This is a genomic window from Brevundimonas sp. NPDC055311 (genome assembly GCF_053645695.1).
Map to the genome: position 1 here is coordinate 779781 of NZ_JBSHMV010000001.1, position 18308 is coordinate 798088.

An 18308-nucleotide genomic window follows, 5' to 3' on the forward strand; every position below is an offset into this window, starting at 1 on the left:
GCCGTCGCTGGGAGGCTTGAAGGGCGTGCGCTTCAAGCCGGCCGCCTCAGACCTCGCCGAGGGCCGAGAGATAGAGGTCGAGAATCGCCTCCTCCTCCTGGCGCTTGGCCTTGTCCTGCTTGCGAATGCGGATGACCTTGCGCAGCACCTTGACGTCATAGCCTTCGCCCTTGGCCTCGGCGAAGACCTCCTTCATGTCGGCCATCACCGCCTGCTTGTCCTCTTCGAGGCGCTCCAGGCGTTCGATGATGGAGCGCAAGCGGCCCTGGGCCGTGGCGGTCAGGACGTCGGGGCTGGCGTCGAAGGAAGCGTCGTCCATGACTGAACTCCAGAACTCAAATCAGGCTGCGCCCTCAATCAGGCCGGACGGCCGTCAGGGCAGGAAAGAACCACGCCCTCAAGCAGGCCGAAGGCCGTTAGGGCGACTAAAAAAGAATCACTAGTCAGGCGCGAGCCTGCGCTCAACGCCGGACGCGAAAAAGCCGCGGACAACGCCCGCGGCCCTGTGGATAGTCATCCCATCCACCGACGGTCGGCGCGCGCCTCGCCTGCAAGAGGCAGGGCGCGCCGGGCGCGCCTGATCAGCCTTGCTTGGCCTTGAAGCGCGGGTCGGTCTTGTTGATGACGTACAGAACGCCCTTGCGGCGAACGATCTTGCAGTCGCGGTGGCGACCCTTCAGCGACTTCAGCGAGCTACGGACCTTCATGGTCGGACGTCCCGGATTTGGAGGCCCGTGAGGGCGGGTAAAACAAAAGAGCCGCGGGCGAACCTGCGGCGGAGGCGGTCGTATAGAGAGGCCATGGCCTTTCGTCAACATTCCGCGCGGGGAATCCGCTGGAGGCCTGGCCTCCGAGTCGAACGGAGGGTCTTCGGACATGCACGTCCGACGCGTCGCCCCTCCGCCACCAGGCCGTGCTCAGGGAACGGCGCAATGTAAATTGTCGCCCCTTAACCGCCTACTGCCGAAAAGGGTTAACGGCGCCTTCATCCTTATCACGGAAACTGATCGAGCCTTCGCGCGCTTGTGATTGGTCGTGGAATTCGGGGGCGTTAGCCTATGTTTATGCGTATCGCTTATCGCCTTCTGTTGCTGGGGTCGGTCGCCGCCTGCACCCCCATGGTTCCCACGCCGCCGCAGCCCCAGCCTGCGCCGCCGCCCGTGGTCGAGCCAGCGCCCGCCACGCCCGTCCCGGCGCCTCCGCCCGCCCAGACGGATCTCAGCGACGCCTATGACCACGCCAGCTTCGACGCCTGGAAGCAGAGCTTCCTGGAGCGCCACGGCGGCGCCCGCAAATGGGACTACGCCCGCGAACTGGAGAGCGTGACGCCCAACCCCAGCGTCGTGCGCCTGGACCGCAACCAGCCCGAATTCTCGCGCCCCGCCGGGGTCTACATCCAGAACGCCACCACTCCGGCGCGAATCGCCATGGCCCGCCAGCGCGTCGACCGCGTGCCATGGGACGTGACCCAGAAATACGGCGTGCCGACCGAGATCCTGCTGGGCGTCTGGGCCCAGGAAAGCGCCTTCGGCCAGGTTCAGGGCGATTTCGACGTCATCCGCTCCCTGGCGACCCTGGCCTATGACGGCCGCCGCCGCGCCTGGGCCGAGGAGCAGCTGAAGCACGCCCTCGACATCGTGGTCACGGGCAAGCGCGACCGCGCAGGGCTTAAGGGCAGCTGGGCCGGAGCCATGGGCCAGACCCAGTTCATGCCCGACAACTATCTGAAGCTGGGCGTCGATCAGAACGGCGACGGCAAAGTCGACATCTGGGGCTCGGACGCCGACGCCCTAGCTTCGGCCGCGAATCTGCTGGCCCAGGCGGGCTGGAAGCGCGGTCAGGGCTGGGCCTATGAAGTCACCCTGCCCTCCAACTTCGACTTCGCCGAAGCGGAGGGGCCGAAGCACCCCTGGGCCTATTGGGTCGCGCGCGGCGTGCGCCTGGCCGACGGTTCCTCGCCCAACAGCGCCGAGGCGGCCGAGGGCGCGGCCATCCTGCTGCCGCAGGGCGCCAAGGGCCCGGCCTTCCTGGCCCTGCCCAACCACTACGTCATTCGCCGCTACAACAACTCGGTCAGCTATGCGCTCGCCATCGGCATGATCGCCGACGGCGTGGCGGGCAAGCCGGCGCTGAAGGACTCCTGGCCCAACGACGGCCCTCTGACGCGGGATCAGCGCGTCGGCGCCCAGCAGGCCCTGACCCGCATGGGCTTCGACACGCAAGGCGTCGACGGCGTCATCGGCGCCAACACCCGCGCCGCCCTTCGCCGCTGGCAACAGGCGAACGGGCGCACGGCCGACGGTTATCTGACGGACGTGCTGGCGGATGAGCTGATCAGGCGGGCGCGCTGACCGCTTCCTTCTCCCCTTGCGGGAGAAGGTGGCCCGTCAGGGCCGGATGAGGGGTCTCTCCGAAATCGAATGAAGGGTGGCAAGGCTAACGTCCCGCAACCCCTCATCCGTCAGGCTACGCCTGCCACCTTCTCCCACAAGGGGAGAAGGAAGCCTCAGCCCTTCATGCGCCAGGTCGCGCCTTGCGGGCCGTCCATGACGACGACGTTCAGCTCGTTCAGCCGGTCGCGGATGCGGTCGGCCTCGGCCCAGTTCTTGGCCGTGCGGGCGGCGGCGCGTTGCTCCAGCAAGCCCTCGACCTCGGCCTTCAGCCCTTCGTCGACGCCCGAGAACCACTCGGCCGGGTTGGCCTGCAGCACCCCCAGGATCGAGGCCGCCGCGATCAACTGGCCCTTGGCCGTCGCCACAGCCGCCGTGTCGCCCGCCGTCATGCCGCGCTCGATGTCGCTGGACAGGGCGAACAGGGCCGCCATGGCGCCCGGCGTGTTCAGGTCGTCCTCGATCGACTTCATGAACTCGACCGGCGGCTCAACGTCCGCCGCCTCGACCCCGGCTGCGCGGTGCAGGGCGCCGTAGAGGCGGTCCAGGTTCTTGCGGCTCTGCTCCAGCAGGGTCTGGTTCCAGTCCAGCGGCTGGCGATAGTGGGCGCTCAGCAGGGCCCAGCGCACCACCTCGCCCGGCATGGCCTGCACCAGATCGTGCAGCAGCAGGACATTGCCGATCGACTTGGACATCTTCTCGGCGTCCACGGTCAGGAAGCCGTTGTGCATCCAGTAGCGGGCGTATTCGTCGTGCGCCTCATCGCCATGCGCGTGGCCGTGGGCGCAAACGCCCTGCGCGATCTCATTCTCATGGTGCGGGAAGACCAGATCGATGCCGCCGCCGTGGATGTCGATGGGCAGGCCCAGCGTCTCCTCGATCATGGCCGAGCATTCGATGTGCCAGCCGGGGCGTCCTTCGCCCCACGGCGACGGCCAGGACGGCTCGTCCGCCTTGGACGGCTTCCACAGCACGAAGTCGTGCGGGTTCTTTTTGTAGGGCGCGACCTCGACGCGGGCGCCGGCGATCATGTCGTCCAGATTGCGCCCCGACAGCGCGCCGTAGGACGGATAGGAGGACACGTCGAACAGCACATGGCCCTCGGCGGCATAGGCGCAGCCTGAATCGATGATGGCCTGAATCTGTTTGGTGATCGCCTCGATGTAGTCGGTGACGTGCGGGGCGATATCGGGCGGCGAGACGTTCAACAGGCCCATGTCGGCCAGATAGGCGGCTTCATAGCGGGCAGTGATCTCGCCGATGGCGACGCCTTCACGGGCGGCCTTGGCGTTGATCTTGTCGTCCACGTCGGTGACGTTGCGGGCGTAGACCACCTTGTCGGCGCCATAGGTGCGGCGCAGCAGGCGCACCAGCACGTCGAACACCACCGGCGGCCGCGCGTTGCCGATATGGGCGTAGTCATAGACCGTCGGGCCGCAGACATAGAGGCTCACCCGGTTCGGATCACGCGGCGCGAACAGGCGCTTTTCACGGCGCAGGGTGTCGTGGATGTGCAGGGCCATGGCTCAGGTCTTTTGCGAGTTTTCTTGCGGGACGGACGAGGTGTCCCATATAGCGGCCTGATAGACAGTCGGGGCCGCGCGCCCAAGTCCCTATATAATAGTATTCTGAACAGGCGCTCTCGTCGCCGCCGGATCGTTTCATGAGCAGCACCCCCGCCAAGCCCGTCCTCGTCGCCAATGAGGCGTCCAAGCGCCCCAGCCGCGAACAGGCGCTGGAGGCCGTGCGCACCCTGATCGCCTGGGCCGGCGACAACCCTGACCGCCCCGGCCTGCTGGACACGCCCAAGCGCGTGGTCGACGCCTATGGCGAGTGGTTCGACGGCTATGACGCCGACGCGGGCAAGGAGCTGAGCCGCACCTTCGAGGACGTGACCGGCTATGACGACATGGTCATCCTGCGCGACATCGAGGTCGAGAGCCACTGCGAGCACCACCTGGCTCCCTTCCTGGGCAAGGCTTACGTCGCCTATCTGCCGGGCGAGAAGGTGGTGGGCATCTCCAAGCTGGCGCGGGTGGTCGAAATCTTCGCCCGTCGTCTCCAGAACCAGGAGACCCTGACCAACGACATCATCGACGCCATCGAATCGCACCTGCAGCCCAAGGGCGTGGCCGTGCTGGTCGATGCGGCGCACCAGTGCATGACGACGCGCGGCGTGCATCACCGCCACGTCTCGACCATCACCACCCGCTTCACCGGCGCCTTCAAGGACGACCCGGCGCTGGCCGAGCGATTCCTCAAACTGGCCCGAGGCTGAAATCCGGGGTTGAACCGGGGCTGAATTGATCGCGGCCAAGGCGGCTTTGCGCCGAATTCGCAATCTTATTCCCCCGGCGGCGTCATTTCCTCGCATTCGACGGCTTTACAAGCCCGCTTCAGGACGCCAAGAGACGAGCGAGACTTTCAGTGTGGTCCGCCGGAGGGTGCGGGCCTTGATGGAGACGAGGGCGTAATGGGCGCGAAACTTTCTTCGAGCGGCGGCGGCGGCGGCAAGCTGGCGCAACAGAACGCGGACATCAACGTGACGCCGTTCGTGGACATCATGCTGGTGCTGCTGATCATCTTCATGGTCGCGGCCCCGATGGCCACCGTGTCGATCCGCCTGGACCTGCCGCCGGCCACGCCGCCGGCCGCCGACGCCGAGCCGAAAGAGCCGGTCTACATCACCATCCAGGAATCCGGCTCGCTCTACATCGCCGAAACGGAAACCAACCTCTCCAAGCTGGCCGCTGACGTCTGCGCCGCTCAAGGCGCCGTGGCCGACTGCCGTGACGAGCGCGTCTTCGTCCGCGCCGAGCCGGAAGTGAAATACAACCAGTTCATGGAAGTCATGAACACCCTGCAGGAAAACGGCTACTTCAAGGTCGGCCTGCTGAACGAAGACATCACCTGATCGGGTCTTCAGCCGGATACGGAAAAGGGTCGCCCCCTCGGGCGGCCCTTTTTCTTTGCCCGTCCGGCTTTTCGGCGCTTGCGCCCTCCCCGCGTTCCGGCCTCAATGCGCGCCTCGATTGAGGGGGAGTAAATCATCATGCGTCGTCGTACCTTCCTGTCCGCCCTGCCGGCCGGAGCCCTGATGGCGGGGGCCGCCAACGCCCAGCAGACGCAAAGCGCCGCCGTCCCGCCTCCCGCCGCAACCTCCGTCCAGCCTGCGCCCACGCCCGATCCCTACGCCGGCGTCGGCATCGGCGACCGCATCACCGGGCCGCGTTTCGTCGGCCGTTCGACCGTCTGGGGCGCGAGCGGCGCCGCGGCCACCGCCCACCCGGCCGCGACGATGATCGGCCTGGACACCCTGCGGCGCGGCGGCTCGGCCATCGACGCCGCCATCGCCATCAACGCCGCCCTGGGCTTCCTGGAGCCGACCGCCAACGGCATCGGCGGCGACGCCTTCTGCCTGATGTGGGACCCGGCCCAGAAGAAGGTCGTCGGCTTCAACGGTTCAGGAAACAGCCCTCGCGGCCTGTCGCTTGAAACGGCGCGATCCAGGGCCGGAGCCGACGGCTACCTGCCCCGCTACGGCGCGGTGACGGTCAATGTGCCCGGCACGGTCGACGCCTGGTGGAGCGCGCACCAGCGCTACGGCAAGCTGCCGTGGAAGGACGTCCTGCTGCCCGTCGCCGAACTGTGCGAACAGGGCGTGCCGGTGCCGCAGGTGGTGGCCTACTACCTCGAGCGCGGCATGGCCAACTTCGACCGGAGCGCCCCGACGATCGAGGAGAACGACAACCGCAAGAAGGTCTGGCTGACCGGCGGCCGCACGCCGAAGACGGGCGAGATCTTCGCCAACCCCGACCTGGGCCGCACCCTGCGCCTGATCGCGGAGGGGGGCCGCGACGCCTTCTACGACGGGGTGATCGCCGACCACATCGAGCGCTATTTCAAGCGCATCGGCGGCTGGATGACCCGCGCCGATCTGGCCGCCCACCGCACCGAATGGGTCGAGCCGCTGATGACCACCTATCGCGGGGTCGAGGTCTATTCGCTGGGCCCGAACACGCAAGGGCTGTCGACCAACCAGATCCTGAACATCTGCGAACAGTTCGACCTGAAGGCGATGGGCTTCCAGTCCGCCGCCTCCATCCACATCCAGGCCGAGGCCAAGCGCCTGGCCTTCGAGGACCGCGCCCGCTACTTCGCCGACGAGCGCTTCGCCAAGGCCCCGACCGCCTGGCTGAACTCCAAGGAGTACGCCGCCGAACGAGCGAAGCTGATCAACCCCAACCGGGTCATGGACCGCGTCTTCCCCGGCGACGCGCCGACGCAGGGCGACACCACCTATTTCAGCGTGGCCGACAGCGACGGCATGATGGTCAGCTGGATCCAGTCCAACTATCGCGGCATGGGCGGCGGCCTGACGCCGGACGGCCCGGACGGCCGGACGCTGGGCTTCATGTTCCAGAACCGCGGCGAGCTGTTCTCCCTCACCGACGGCCACCCGAACGTCTACGCCCCCGGCAAGCGCCCTTTCCACACCATCATCCCCGGCTTCGCCTGCAAGGATGGAGAGCCGTGGCTGGCCTATGGCGTCATGGGCGGCGGGATGCAGCCGCAGGGCCAGGCCCAAATCATCATCAACATGGTCGACTACGGCCTCGACCCGCAGGAGGCCGGCGACAGCCCGCGCTGGCAGCACTACGGCTCCTCCGAACCGACCGGCCAACCGGCCGAGGGCGTCGGCAAGCTGCACCTCGAATCCGGCGTGCCCGAAGCCACCAAACAGCAACTGACCGCCATGGGCTGGGACCTCGGCCCGCCCGACGGCGGTTTCGGCGGTTATCAGAACGTGATGAAGCAGATCAACGAACAGGGCCGCTGGACCTACGGCGCGGCGACCGAGATGCGCAAGGACGGCAACGCCCTGGCCTATTGATCCAGCTGACTTCCCTTTGAATGTTGTTGCAGGCTGTTAACACCCGCTCATCCCGGCGGACGCCGGGACCCAGTACGAGCGCCGGGCAGAAGCTTTGCCGCTGAGCCGTGCGCATTGATGCCAAAGCACTGGATCCCGGCGTCCGCCGGGATGAGCGGGAAGCAGGAGACGACGAACATCCGGTGTGAACCGGGTCTTCTGAAAGCAGCACACATCGGCGCCCCTCTGAACACACCGGCCAAGCCTTGACCTGACGCCACGTCAACCGGCTAGGGTTCGTTTCCAATCTGGACGGACCTGATGACCGATCTCGTCACGCGCGACTTCACCGCCCCGGCCGCCGACGGCTATCCGCTGTCGATGCGGCTGGTTTCGGCCGCCCAGCCTCGGATCGCCGTGCTGGTTTCTTCGGGCACGGGCTTTCCCAAGGGCTTCTACGAGCGCTTCGCCCGCTATCTGGCGGGCCGGGGCGCGGCGGTGCTGACGTATGACTTCCGGGGCATCGCCGGGTCGCGGCCAGACGATCTGAAAGCCATGCGGATGGACTATCCGGACTGGGGCCGTCTGGACATGCCCGCCGCCCTCGACGCCCTGATCGAGGCGGCGCCGGACCTGCCCGTCGTCCATGTCGGCCACAGCGTCGGCGGGCATTTCCTGGGCTTCATGGCCAATCAGGATCGGATCGAGCGGCACGCCTTCGTCTCGGTCGGCACGGGTTGGTGGGGCGGGCACCACCGCAGCTACAATCCGGCGGAGCTATTCTTCTGGCTGGGCTTCGGGCCGTTCAGCCTGATGCGGCACGGCTATATCAAGGGCGGCGGCCTGTGGGCCGGGACCGACCTGCCGCGCGGAGTCTTCACCACCTGGCGGCGCTGGTGCATGAAGCGCGAATATTTCTCCAGGGAGTTGGAGACCAGCCTGCGGCCCCATCACTATGAGGCCGTGACCGCCCCGATCCGGTCGTGGATCTTCACCGACGACCCCATCGCCACGCCCGGCACGGCGCGCGATCTGCTGAGCGTCTATCCCCACGCCCCCTCTGACATCAGCGTCCATGCGCCCGGCGACTTCGGCGTCCGCCGCATCGGTCACGAGGGCGCCTTCCGCAAGGGGATGGAGCCGTTGTGGGAGCGGATTTTCCACTGGCTGGACAATGGCGAGGCCTGAGCGCGCGCCTATATCCAGGGCTCCCCCCTTACGGAGCCTCCCCATGCCCTATTCCGACCAGCCGACCGTGACCGCCTCAGGCGTCGAGATTCCGCTGCTCGGATTCGGCACCTGGCAGTTGGAGCCCGAGGACGCCCGCCGCATGGTGCGCGAGGCCCTGCGCATCGGCTATCGCCACATCGATACCGCCTGGATCTACAAGAACGAGAAGGCGGTCGGCGACGGCATCGCCGACGCCGTGGCTGAAGGGATCGTCACGCGTGACGACATCTTCGTCACCACCAAGATCTGGGTCGAGCATTTCCATCGCGACGCCCTGCTGCGTCAGGCCGAGGAATCGGCCATCAGCCTGGGCCTGACGCCCGACCTGCTGCTGCTGCACTGGCCCAAGCCGACGCCGGCGCTGTCGGAAACCATCGGCGCCCTGAACGAGGCTCAGGAGAAGGGCTTCACCAAGCACGTGGGCCTGTCCAACTTCCCCTCGGCCCTGTTCCGCGAAGCCGTCGCCCTGTCGACCGCGCCGCTGATCACCAACCAGGTCGAGTATCATCCCTATCTGTCGCAGAAGACGCTGATCGAGTCGGCGCGCGAGCTCGGCTCGTCCATCACCGCCTGGTCGCCTCTGGCCCAGGGCAGGATCGCCGACGACGCCGTGATCGGCGAGATCGCCGCAACGCACGGCAAGACCAACGGCCAGATCACCCTGCGCTGGATCATCCAGCAGGGCGTCGTCGCCATTCCGCGCACCACCAGGGAAAGCCGGGCCGCCGAGAACTTCGGCATCTTCGACTTCGCGCTGTCGGCCGATGAGATGGCGCGCATCCACGGCCTGGCCCGCCCGGACGGCCGTATCGGCGACTGGCTGGACGAGGCTTTCCAATGGGATCAGGATGCCTGATCTGACACGGTTTCAGGCGCTTCGAGAAGGAGGCGGTCTTGGGTTCGGTTCTGGGCCTTCCGGCGATTGATCCACAGGACGCCGTCGTCGGCGCCCGCATCCGCCGCTGGCGCGACCGGCGCGGCGTCGCCTTCCTTGATCTGGCCGCCGCCATCGACCTGACGCCGGAAGCCCTGCGACGGGTCGAGGCGGGACGCGAGCGGCTGGATTCCGCCCGCCTGGACGCCGCCACCCGCGTCTTGCGCCTGCCGGTGTGGGCGCTGGTGTCGGACGCCCCGGCCTATTGATGCGCGCGCGTCTGTATCGCGCGCTGTTCGCCGTGATCGGCTGGGGCGCGTTGGGCCTGCAGTACGCCCTGCTGCTGCAGAACAACCCCGGTGTCGGCGCAGGCATATTGACGCTGAACTTCTTCAGCTTCTTCACCATCCTGACCAATCTGCTGGCGGCGCTGGCCCTGACGGGGCCGGCGCTGGCGCCCGACGGCGCCTTGGGCCGGTGGAGCCGAAGCGAGGGCGTGCGGGCCGCCGTCGCCATGTACATCGTCGTGGTCGGCGTCGTTTATCACCTGCTGCTGGCCCAGACCTGGAATCCGCAGGGCTGGCAGAAGGTCGCCGACACCCTGCTGCACACCGTCATGCCGCTGGCCTTCGTCGGCGACTGGCTGCTGTTCACGGCCAAGGGGCGGCTGCGCTGGATCGACGCGATCAAGTGGCTGACGTTTCCGCTGGTCTACGGCGGCTGGACCCTGGCGCACGGGGCGATGACGGGCTGGTGGCCCTACTGGTTCATCAATGTGGACGAGTTGGGGCTCGCTCGGGCCGCAGCGAGCTTCGCGGGCCTGTTGATCTTCTTCCTGCTGCTGGGCCTTGTCGTCGTGGCGATCGATCGCGCGTTCGGACGGCGTGACAGACGGCTCGCGTCCGCCTAAGCGTCAGCGCATGGCCTACAAGTCCCTGCGCGATTTTCTTGCGACCCTCGAAGCCGACGGCGAACTGGTCCGCGTGTCCGAGCCTGTCTCCACCCGTCTGGAGATGACCGAGATCCAGACCCGGCTGCTGCGCAACGGCGGCCCGGCGGTCCTGTTCGAAAAGCCGGTCATGCCCGACGGCACGATCAGTCCCATCCCCTGCCTCGCCAATCTGTTCGGCACGGTGAAGCGCGTCGCCATGGGCGTGACGCTTGAGGGCAAACAGCGCACCACGGCGGGCGAACTGCGCGAGGTCGGCGAACTGCTGGCCTTCCTGCGCAATCCAACGCCGCCGCGCGGGCTGGGCGACGCGATGGAGATGCTGCCGCTGGCCCAGACCGTCATGTCCATGCGGCCCAAGACAGTGAAGAAGGCCCCGGTTCAGGACGTGGTGCTGAAGGGCGATCAGATCGACCTGACCGCCCTGCCCATACAGGGCTGCTGGCCGGGCGAGCCTGCGCCCCTGATCACCTGGGGTCTGGTCGTGACCAAGGGGCCGTCGGACGAGCGCGAGGACGACTTCAACCTAGGCATCTATCGGATGCAGGTCCTGGGCAAGGACAAGGCCATCATGCGCTGGCTGGCCCACCGCGGCGGCGCCCAGCACTACGCCCGGCACAAGAAGGCGGGCAAGCGAGAGCCCCTGCCCTGCGCCGTCGTGCTCGGCGCCGATCCGGGGACCATCCTGGCCGCCGTGACCCCGGTGCCGGAAACCCTGTCGGAGTATCAGTTCGCCGGCCTGATGCGCGGCTCCAAGGCTGAACTGGTCCCGTGCAAGACCGTGCCTCTGATGGTGCCGGCCAACGCCGAGATCGTGCTAGAAGGCCACGTCCTGCTGGACGAGTTCGAGGACGAAGGCCCCTACGGCGACCACACCGGCTACTACAACTCGGTCGAGAAGTTCCCGGTCTTCCAGGTCAGCGCCATCACCATGCGCAAGGACCCCATCTATCTGACCACCTTCACCGGCCGCCCGCCGGATGAACCGTCGGTGCTGGGAGAGGCGCTGAACGAGGTCTTCATCCCCCTGATCCGCCAGCAGTTCCCCGAGATCACCGACTTCTGGCTGCCGCCCGAAGGGTGCAGCTATCGCATCGCCGTGGTGTCGATGAAGAAGGCCTATCCGGGTCACGCCAAGCGCGTGATGATGGGCTGCTGGAGCTATCTGCGCCAGTTCATGTACACTAAGTGGATCATCGTCGTGGACGACGACATCAACGCCCGCGACTGGAGGGACGTCATGTGGGCCGTCTCGACCAAGATGGACCCGGCGCGCGACATCACGGTGATTGAGAACACCCCCATCGACTATCTGGACTTCGCCTCTCCCGAGAGCGGGCTGGGCTCCAAGATCGGTCTGGACGCCACCGACAAGTGGGAGCCGGAAACCAAGCGCGAATGGGGCGAGGAAATCCGCATGGAGCAGGACGTCATCGACCGTGTCTCCGAGAAGTGGGCCTCGCTGGGCCTGCCGGGCGATGGGTCCCCAATCTGGAAGGCCTGACGCGGTTCCTGTGAGCCGTTTGCAAAAACTCGTCTCGCGAGAGAACCCTATAGGCTGATCGGCGTTCAGTTTCCCGGCCGAAGGAACGGCGACGCTTGGGGCGCGCTGATCGGCTTAGGGGAATCCATATGATTTCACGCACCAGCGCCGGCGTCGCCACGCTCGCACTCGCCGCCGCGCTCAGCCTTTCGGCGTGCGGCGACAGCAAGGGCAATGCCGAAAACCCGGCGCCCAAGTCGGTCGCCCAGGCGGCGGGCAACGAGGCCACCCAGGAGAAGATGAGCCTCTACATCGACGCCTTCAACGCGCTGATCGACGAACATTGGGGCGTGTCGAAATACTTCGGCGACTATCAGAAGCTGGACATCCCGAACGCCTCCGCGACGGCGACGCTGCACTTCCCGGAGAACATCTCGCATCTGGAACGCGCGATCGCGAAGCTGAAGGAAGGCCGGGCGCTGAACGGCGGCAATCAGGGCAAGAAGGCCGATGAAGCGGCCGACAAGCTGATCCCGCAACTGGAGGCCCTGCTGGCCCAGTGGCAGGCACTCGACCCCTATTTCGAGTCCCGCGCCTATCGCGACGACGCCCTGGCCAAGGCCAAGGCGGCCCACGACGCCCAGACGCAGGCCTATCAGGGCAGCGTCGCCGGGATCGAAGAACTGGACGTCGCCCTGAGCGAGTATCAGCGCGCCAGCAACGCGGCCAAGCTGGAAGTCATGCGCAAGGGCGGCCACGCCGCGGAAGCCAGCCTGCTGGACGCCATGCAGAAGGCCGACCTGTTCACCAATGCGGTGATGGAGGACAACAAGGCCGAGGCCGACGCCCAGCTGCCGGCGATGGAAGCCGCCATCGCCAAACTGCGCGAAGAGCAGGCCAAGATGCCGGCGGACAACAGCAACAAGTCCTACCTGTCCAGCATCGCCGACAACCTCAGCGGCATGGTCGGCGCCTATCGCGACTTCAAGCAGTCCAACTCGGACGGCTACCGCGAGCAGGTCGTGGACCGCTACAACAGCGCCATCGGCAACATGAACCGGGTGGAACTGCCCGCCTGACGACCCTGCGTCCGGCCGTCACGAGCGGCCGGACGCGCTCCTCGCGAAGTGGGTCGGGGTTGCCAGACGGCTGTGATCGGATCACGAAGGGCCTATGCGCCTTGACCGTTTCGTCACAGCGGCCGTCGCCGCCCTGGTTTGTTTCGCGAGCCCCGCCATGTCCCAGACCCCGTCCGCTTCCGTTCCCAACGAAGCCCCGTGGGACCAGGCCTTCCTGCCGCCCGCCCCGGCGTGGAACGGCGCCAGCCGCGCCCTGCTGCGCGACGCTTCCGATCCGTGGGTCACGGGGTTCGAGGCCGATGCGGCGCACGATTTCTCGCCCAACTACGCCGACACCCGCGCCTGGTTCGACCGGCTGGACGCCGCCAGCGACCTGATCCGCATCGAACAGTTCGGAACCTCGCCGGAAGGCCGCCCGATCTACGCCGTGATCGCGTCCAAGGACGGCGCGGCCTTCGATCCGTCCAAGCCCGTCCTGCTGGCCCAGGCCGGCATCCATCCGGGCGAGATCGACGGCAAGGACGCGGGCATGATGCTGCTGCGCGACATCGCCTTCTACGGAAAAGACGGCCTGCTGGACCGGGCCAACCTCATCCTGATCCCGATCCTCAGCGTCGACGGGCATGAGCGGACCGGCCCCTATTCCCGCCCCAATCAGCGCGGGCCGCGCAATCAGGGCTGGCGCCACACGGCGACGAACCAGAACCTGAACCGCGACTTCATGAAGCTGGATCAGACCGAGATGCAGGCCGTCATGGGCCTGATCCACAAATATCAGCCGGACCTCTACGTCGACATCCACGTCACCGACGGCATCGATTATCAGTATGACGTCACCTTCGGCTACAACGGCGAGGACGGCGTCTGGAGCCGTAGCCCGGCCATCGCCTCATGGCTGGACGCCGCCTTCAAGCCCGCCATCTATGAGGCGCTGGAGGCTCAAGGCCACATCCCCGGCGAACTGGTCTTCGCCATCGACGACCGCGATCCGAAGAAGGGTCTGAACGACGGCGGCCTGGGCGAGCGCTTCTCCAACGGCTGGGGCTCGGCGGCCCACATCCCGACCATCCTGATCGAGAACCACAGCCTGAAACCGCACGAGCAGCGGGTGCTGGGCACCTATGTCTTCCTCGAACAGGCGTTGAAGCTGCTGGCCGAAAAGTCCGGCGACCTGCGCGCCGCCATCGCGGCCGACCGCGCCCTGCGCCCCACCGAACTGCCCGCCAATTTCGACAGCGACGACACGCCCACGCGCACCCGCCCCTTCAAGGGCATCCGCTATGAGACCTTCGACAGCGTCGCCTCGGGCCGCCCCGAGATCCGCTGGCTGGGCCAGCCGGACGCCGAGCTGTGGCAGATGCCCTTCTACGGCTCGCACCCCACGCTGACGCTGAAGCGGCCGACCGCCTATTGGGTGCCGTCCTATCGTCAGGACGTGATCGAGCGCCTGCGCGTCCACGGCGTGCAGATGGAGACGCTGGACGCCCCGCGCACCGTCGCCGTCGACATACTGCGTCTGGTCGATCCCAAGGTGTCGGGCCGCACCAATGAAGGCCATGTGCCGATCTCGGTCGGCGAAGTCCGTCCCGAGGCCCACGACTGGACCTTCCCCGTCGGTTCGGTGCGCGTGCCGACCGATCAGCCGATGGGCGACGTCGCCATCCTGCTGCTGGAGCCGCAGTCGAATGAGAGCTTCTTCGCCTGGGGCCTGTTCCCCGAGGTGCTGAACCGCGTCGAATACATCGAGGCCTACGCCATCGCCCCGCTGGCGGAAAAGATGCTGGCCGCCGCCCCGGCGCTAAAGGCCGAGTTCGAGGCCAAGCTGGCGGCCGATCCCGCCTTCGCCGCCGACGGCGACGCGCGTCTGGCCTGGTTCTATGAGCGCACGCCCTTCTACGATCAGCGCTATCGCCTCTATCCCGTGGGGCGTGAAAATTGAGCCTGATCCCGACCATTCAGGCCGCCGCCCTGTGGGGCGGTCTGCTGATCCTGCTGCTGTTCGTCCTGTCGGGCGTGGTGGTGCGGCGGCGTCGTCAGCATCTGGTCGAGTTCGGCGACGGGGGCGTGCGCGAACTGGTCTGCGCCAGCCGCGCCTTCTCCAATGCGGCGGAATACATCCCCGCCGGAATGTGCGGCCTGATCCTGCTGGCCTTCCTCGGCGCCCCGGCCATGCTGATTCATGCGGTCGGCGGAATGCTGTTCGCCGGACGGGTGATCCACGCCCTGGGCCTGCTGTTCCAGGAAGGCCCGTCGCTGGGCCGTTCGGTCGGCATGATCCTGACATGGCTGGCGCTTCTGGTGGCGGCGCTAAGCCTGATCGCCTGGTCGATCCTGTAAGCCCTCACCCGATGGGAGAGGGCTTGAGCCTCCAAGAGCGAAGCGATTGGAACAGGCGAAAGGGTGAGGGTTCGCGGGTGAAGTCGGCCGCAAGGCCATGGTGCGACGGCTTACGCCGACGGACAGGACAAGCCCCTCACCCTTTCGCGCAAGAACGATCGCTAACGCTCTCGTGCGCTCAAGCCCTCTCCCGCCGGGAGAGGGTATGCTGTTGCAGCCCGGCGTCCCCTCCGCCATATCGGGGCATGTCCGATAAGACGCCTCCCCCCGACATCCTGAACGATCTGATCTCCGCCGCGCTGAAGGCCGGCGCCGATGCGGCCGAGGCCGTGTCCGCCCATCGCGCCTCCCTGTCCGTCGGCGTGCGCAACGGCGCGCTGGAAGACGTCGAGCGTGAAGAGGCCCGCGATCTGGGCCTGCGCGTCTTCATCGGGCGGCGTCAGGCGACCGTATCCGCCTCCGACCTGTCCGACGCCACCCGCGCCCGTCTGGTCGAGCGCGCCGTGGCGATGGCCAAGCTGGCGCCGGAAGACCCCTATGCCTCTCTAGCGCCGCAGGACCGGCTGGCCGCCGCGCCGCACGCGGACCTCGACCTCTACGACCCCGCCGAACGCTCGGCCGAGGCGCTGGAAGCCGCCGCCGCCGAAGCCGAGGCCGCCGCCCTGGCCGTATCGGGCGTGTCCAAGTCCGAGGGCGGCCACGCCTCATGGTCGGCCAGCGAATGGCGCCTCGTCACCTCGCACGGCTTCGACGGCCGCCATCGCGGCAGCGCCTTCTCCCTAGGCGTCGGCGTCATCGCCGAAAAGGACGGCGCCATGGAGCGCGGCGGCGAAAGCCGCGCCGTCCGCCACCTGTCCGACCTTCCGGACGCCGCCTCCATCGGCCTGAAGGCGGGCGAACGCGCCGTCGCCCGCGTCGGCCCGCGCAAGATCGCCTCGACCACCGCCCCCATCATCTTCGAGAACCGCGTGGCGACGCAGGTGCTGTCGCCGCTGCTGGGCGCCATCTCCGGCCCGTCGATCGCGCGCGGCAGCTCCTTCCTGAAGGACAAGCTGAACAAGGCGGTCCTGCCGACCGGCGTCGACCTGATCGACGACCCGTTCCGCCCGCGCGGCCTCGGCTCCACCCCCTTCGACGACGAGGGCGTGGCCGTCGAACGGCGCGAGATCGTCAGGGACGGCGTCCTGACCACCTGGCTGCTCAACACCGCCTCGGCGGCGCAGCTGGGTCTGCAGACCACCGGCCACGCCTCGCGCGGGCTGGCGGGACCGTCGGGCGTGTCGACCCACAATCTGCATCTGGCGCCGGGCGAAGGCGATCTGGACGCCCTGATGGCGCAGGCCGGGACCGGCCTGCTGATCACCTCCATGTTCGGCCCCTCGCTGAACGGCAACACCGGCGACTGGTCGGCGGGGGTGTCAGGCTTCTGGTTCGAGAACGGCCAGCGCGCCTATCCGGTCAGCGAAGTCACCGTGGCGGGCAATCTGATCGACCTCTACGCCCGCCTGCAACGCGCCGGGGATCTGGAGTTCCGCGGCGCGTTCAACAGCCCCTCCCTGCTGTTCGACAAGGTGGCGATCGCGGGCAAATGAGCGACTACAGCGCCGACCTCGATTTGATCCGCGACGCGGCGCTGGCTGCGGGTCGGCTGGCGCTCGAACACCGCGAGGCTGGGCTGAAGGTATGGTCCAAGGACGGCGGCTCGCCCGTCACCAGCGCCGATCTGGCGGTGGACCAGTTGCTGCGCGACACGCTTCTGACCGCCCGTCCCGACTACGGCTGGCTGTCCGAGGAAACGGCCGACAGCACCGAACGCCTGTCGAAGAAGCGCATCTTCGTCGTCGATCCGATCGACGGCACCGTCGCCTTCATGAAGAACAAGCCGTGGTGGTGCGTGCCCATCGCCGTGGTCGAGGACGGCCGCCCCGTCGCCGCCGTCATCCACGCCCCGATGATGGACGAGGTGTTCGAGGCCACCCTCGGCGGCGGCGCGCGCCTGCAGGGCCGCCCCATCAGCGCGTCCGACACCGACGATCTGGAAGACGCCGAGCTTCTGGCCGACGCCCGGCTGATGGAGGCCCGCGAATGGGACGAGCCCTGGCCCCCGATGCGCTTTTCCAAGCGCAACGCCCTGGCCTATCGCATGGCGCTTGTGGCGGCCGGGGCCTTCGATGCCGCCATCGCCATCAGCCCCAAATGGGACTGGGACGTCTGCGCCGGCTGCCTGATCGCCGAGGAAGCCGGAGCCAGGGTCAGCGACCATATGGGCCGTCAATGGCGATTTAATCGCCCCGATCCGCGTCAAACCAGCCTGATATGCGCCGCGCCGGCCCTTCACCCGTTGATCGTGAGGCGCACAGCGCCTATCCCGCTGGCCATCTGATCTCCCCTGCAATGGATCCCCTCTCCATGGCTGACGCCCCCCACGACCCCCAACTGCTTCACCTCGTCATCGGCGGCGAGATGCGCCACCCGGCCGAGCCCGTCTTCCGCGACCTGTCCCAGGTCGAGTTCGTCGGCGCCTTCGGCAACTATGAAGAAGCCAAGAAGGCCTGGAAGGCCCGCGCCCAGGCGACCGTCGACAACGCCCACATGCGCTACTTCATCCTGCACGCGCACAAGCTGATCGATCCGCGCACCGACGGCTGATCGGCGTTCACGGCCTGGTCAGGCCGCTGTTCAGGAACCGCAGGGGCGGCTGATGCGCTTTCCCATCAGCCGCCTTTGTTCATGAACAGGATTCGCCATGCTGCCGACCCTCATCGTTCTGCTTCTGGTGGTCGTCGCCGTGGCGGCGATCGTCTGGGTCGTGCGCAAGGGACCCAAACACATCCCCCGCCCCGGCGAGGACCAGGACACCGCCTGGAACGACCCCATCACCCCCGCTGACCGGGATCCGCGACCTTGACGCTGTTCGGCCAGACGCTGGACGGCCAGCAGATTTTCGGCCTGATCTCCCTGATCGCCGTGCTGGCGTTGTGGCTGGTCGTTCTGGCGCGCCAGCGCGATCACGTCCGCCAGATCAAGCGGTGGAAGAAGAACCAGACGCGCAAGACCCCGCCGCCCGCCGCCGGACGCGGCCCCTGGGGCTGA

Annotated in this window: 20 protein-coding genes; 17 read left to right on the forward strand and 3 right to left on the reverse strand. The window is 67.4% G+C overall.

The genetic code is table 11. From position 1 onward, the window contains the following. Positions 1-46: 46 nt before the first annotated feature. Both ACWIDZ_RS03645 and ykgO read right to left on the reverse strand, forming a co-directional pair. On the reverse strand, positions 47-319 hold the full coding sequence (locus tag ACWIDZ_RS03645; RefSeq protein WP_121482427.1) for a DUF2312 domain-containing protein: 273 nt from the start codon (positions 317-319) through the stop codon (positions 47-49). Positions 320-581: 262 nt separating this feature from the next. Next, entirely contained in the window at positions 582-707 is a 126-nt protein-coding gene (gene ykgO / locus ACWIDZ_RS03650; RefSeq protein WP_003165750.1) for a type B 50S ribosomal protein L36, read from the reverse strand. Positions 708-1064: 357 nt separating this feature from the next. Between ykgO and ACWIDZ_RS03655 the strand changes: the two genes are divergently transcribed. Continuing rightward, the gene (locus tag ACWIDZ_RS03655; protein WP_453988802.1) at positions 1065-2351 is read left to right on the forward strand and encodes a lytic murein transglycosylase; all 1287 of its coding nucleotides are present in this window, start codon (positions 1065-1067) and stop codon (positions 2349-2351) included. 155 nt (positions 2352-2506) lie between these two features. Here the strand turns inward: ACWIDZ_RS03655 and cysS are convergent, their stop codons facing one another. Beyond that, entirely contained in the window at positions 2507-3913 is a 1407-nt protein-coding gene (cysS, locus tag ACWIDZ_RS03660; protein ID WP_453988803.1) for a cysteine--tRNA ligase, read from the reverse strand. Positions 3914-4053: 140 nt separating this feature from the next. Here cysS and folE point away from each other — a divergent pair, with 140 nt between their 5' ends. The 16 genes from folE to ACWIDZ_RS03740 all read left to right on the forward strand — a co-directional run bounded on the left by folE (position 4054) and on the right by ACWIDZ_RS03740 (position 18308). After that, positions 4054-4668 carry a GTP cyclohydrolase I FolE gene (gene folE, locus ACWIDZ_RS03665; RefSeq protein WP_338578186.1) on the forward strand — a complete coding sequence of 205 codons (615 nt, stop codon included), beginning with the start codon at positions 4054-4056 and terminating at the stop codon, positions 4666-4668. 195 nt (positions 4669-4863) lie between these two features. Next, positions 4864-5304 (forward strand): biopolymer transporter ExbD, encoded by a 441-nt coding sequence (locus ACWIDZ_RS03670; protein ID WP_291776734.1) that lies wholly within the window; start codon positions 4864-4866, stop codon positions 5302-5304. Positions 5305-5442: 138 nt separating this feature from the next. Beyond that, on the forward strand, positions 5443-7284 hold the full coding sequence (locus ACWIDZ_RS03675; RefSeq protein ID WP_453988804.1) for a gamma-glutamyltransferase family protein: 1842 nt from the start codon (positions 5443-5445) through the stop codon (positions 7282-7284). Positions 7285-7584: 300 nt separating this feature from the next. Beyond that, positions 7585-8451, forward strand: a complete 867-nt coding sequence (locus ACWIDZ_RS03680) for an alpha/beta hydrolase family protein (RefSeq protein ID WP_453988805.1) — start codon at positions 7585-7587, stop codon at positions 8449-8451. A gap of 43 nt (positions 8452-8494) precedes the next feature. Next, complete coding sequence (locus ACWIDZ_RS03685) at positions 8495-9349, forward strand: aldo/keto reductase (protein WP_453988806.1); 855 nt, start codon at positions 8495-8497, stop codon at positions 9347-9349. A 38-nt stretch (positions 9350-9387) separates the two neighbouring features. Further along, positions 9388-9636: a helix-turn-helix domain-containing protein gene (locus ACWIDZ_RS03690; RefSeq protein ID WP_453988807.1), complete on the forward strand. Its 249-nt coding sequence runs from the start codon at positions 9388-9390 to the stop codon at positions 9634-9636. Continuing rightward, positions 9636-10277, forward strand: a complete 642-nt coding sequence (locus tag ACWIDZ_RS03695) for a Pr6Pr family membrane protein (protein ID WP_453988808.1) — start codon at positions 9636-9638, stop codon at positions 10275-10277. Before ACWIDZ_RS03690 ends, ACWIDZ_RS03695 begins: the two co-directional genes overlap by 1 nt. Positions 10278-10287: 10 nt before the next feature. Next, entirely contained in the window at positions 10288-11820 is a 1533-nt protein-coding gene (locus ACWIDZ_RS03700) for a UbiD family decarboxylase (RefSeq protein ID WP_453988810.1), read from the forward strand. A 128-nt stretch (positions 11821-11948) separates the two neighbouring features. Further along, on the forward strand, positions 11949-12878 hold the full coding sequence (locus ACWIDZ_RS03705) for a DUF3829 domain-containing protein (protein ID WP_453988811.1): 930 nt from the start codon (positions 11949-11951) through the stop codon (positions 12876-12878). Between the two features lie 157 nt (positions 12879-13035). Next, positions 13036-14817 (forward strand): M14 family metallopeptidase, encoded by a 1782-nt coding sequence (locus tag ACWIDZ_RS03710; RefSeq protein WP_453988812.1) that lies wholly within the window; start codon positions 13036-13038, stop codon positions 14815-14817. Continuing rightward, a complete protein-coding gene (locus tag ACWIDZ_RS03715) occupies positions 14814-15215 on the forward strand; it encodes an MAPEG family protein (protein ID WP_291776752.1) in 402 nt (133 codons plus the stop codon). The genes ACWIDZ_RS03710 and ACWIDZ_RS03715 overlap by 4 nt, the downstream gene beginning before the upstream one ends. Before the next feature lie 245 nt (positions 15216-15460). Further along, entirely contained in the window at positions 15461-16807 is a 1347-nt protein-coding gene (locus ACWIDZ_RS03720) for a TldD/PmbA family protein (RefSeq protein ID WP_453988813.1), read from the forward strand. Continuing rightward, positions 16804-17598: a 3'(2'),5'-bisphosphate nucleotidase CysQ gene (locus ACWIDZ_RS03725; protein ID WP_312219074.1), complete on the forward strand. Its 795-nt coding sequence runs from the start codon at positions 16804-16806 to the stop codon at positions 17596-17598. Before ACWIDZ_RS03720 ends, ACWIDZ_RS03725 begins: the two co-directional genes overlap by 4 nt. Positions 17599-17609: 11 nt before the next feature. Then, a complete protein-coding gene (locus tag ACWIDZ_RS03730) occupies positions 17610-17864 on the forward strand; it encodes a DUF4170 domain-containing protein (protein ID WP_409450040.1) in 255 nt (84 codons plus the stop codon). 97 nt (positions 17865-17961) lie between these two features. Next, entirely contained in the window at positions 17962-18123 is a 162-nt protein-coding gene (locus ACWIDZ_RS03735; RefSeq protein WP_291776759.1) for a hypothetical protein, read from the forward strand. Next, positions 18120-18308 (forward strand): hypothetical protein, encoded by a 189-nt coding sequence (locus tag ACWIDZ_RS03740; protein ID WP_453988814.1) that lies wholly within the window; start codon positions 18120-18122, stop codon positions 18306-18308. The genes ACWIDZ_RS03735 and ACWIDZ_RS03740 overlap by 4 nt, the downstream gene beginning before the upstream one ends.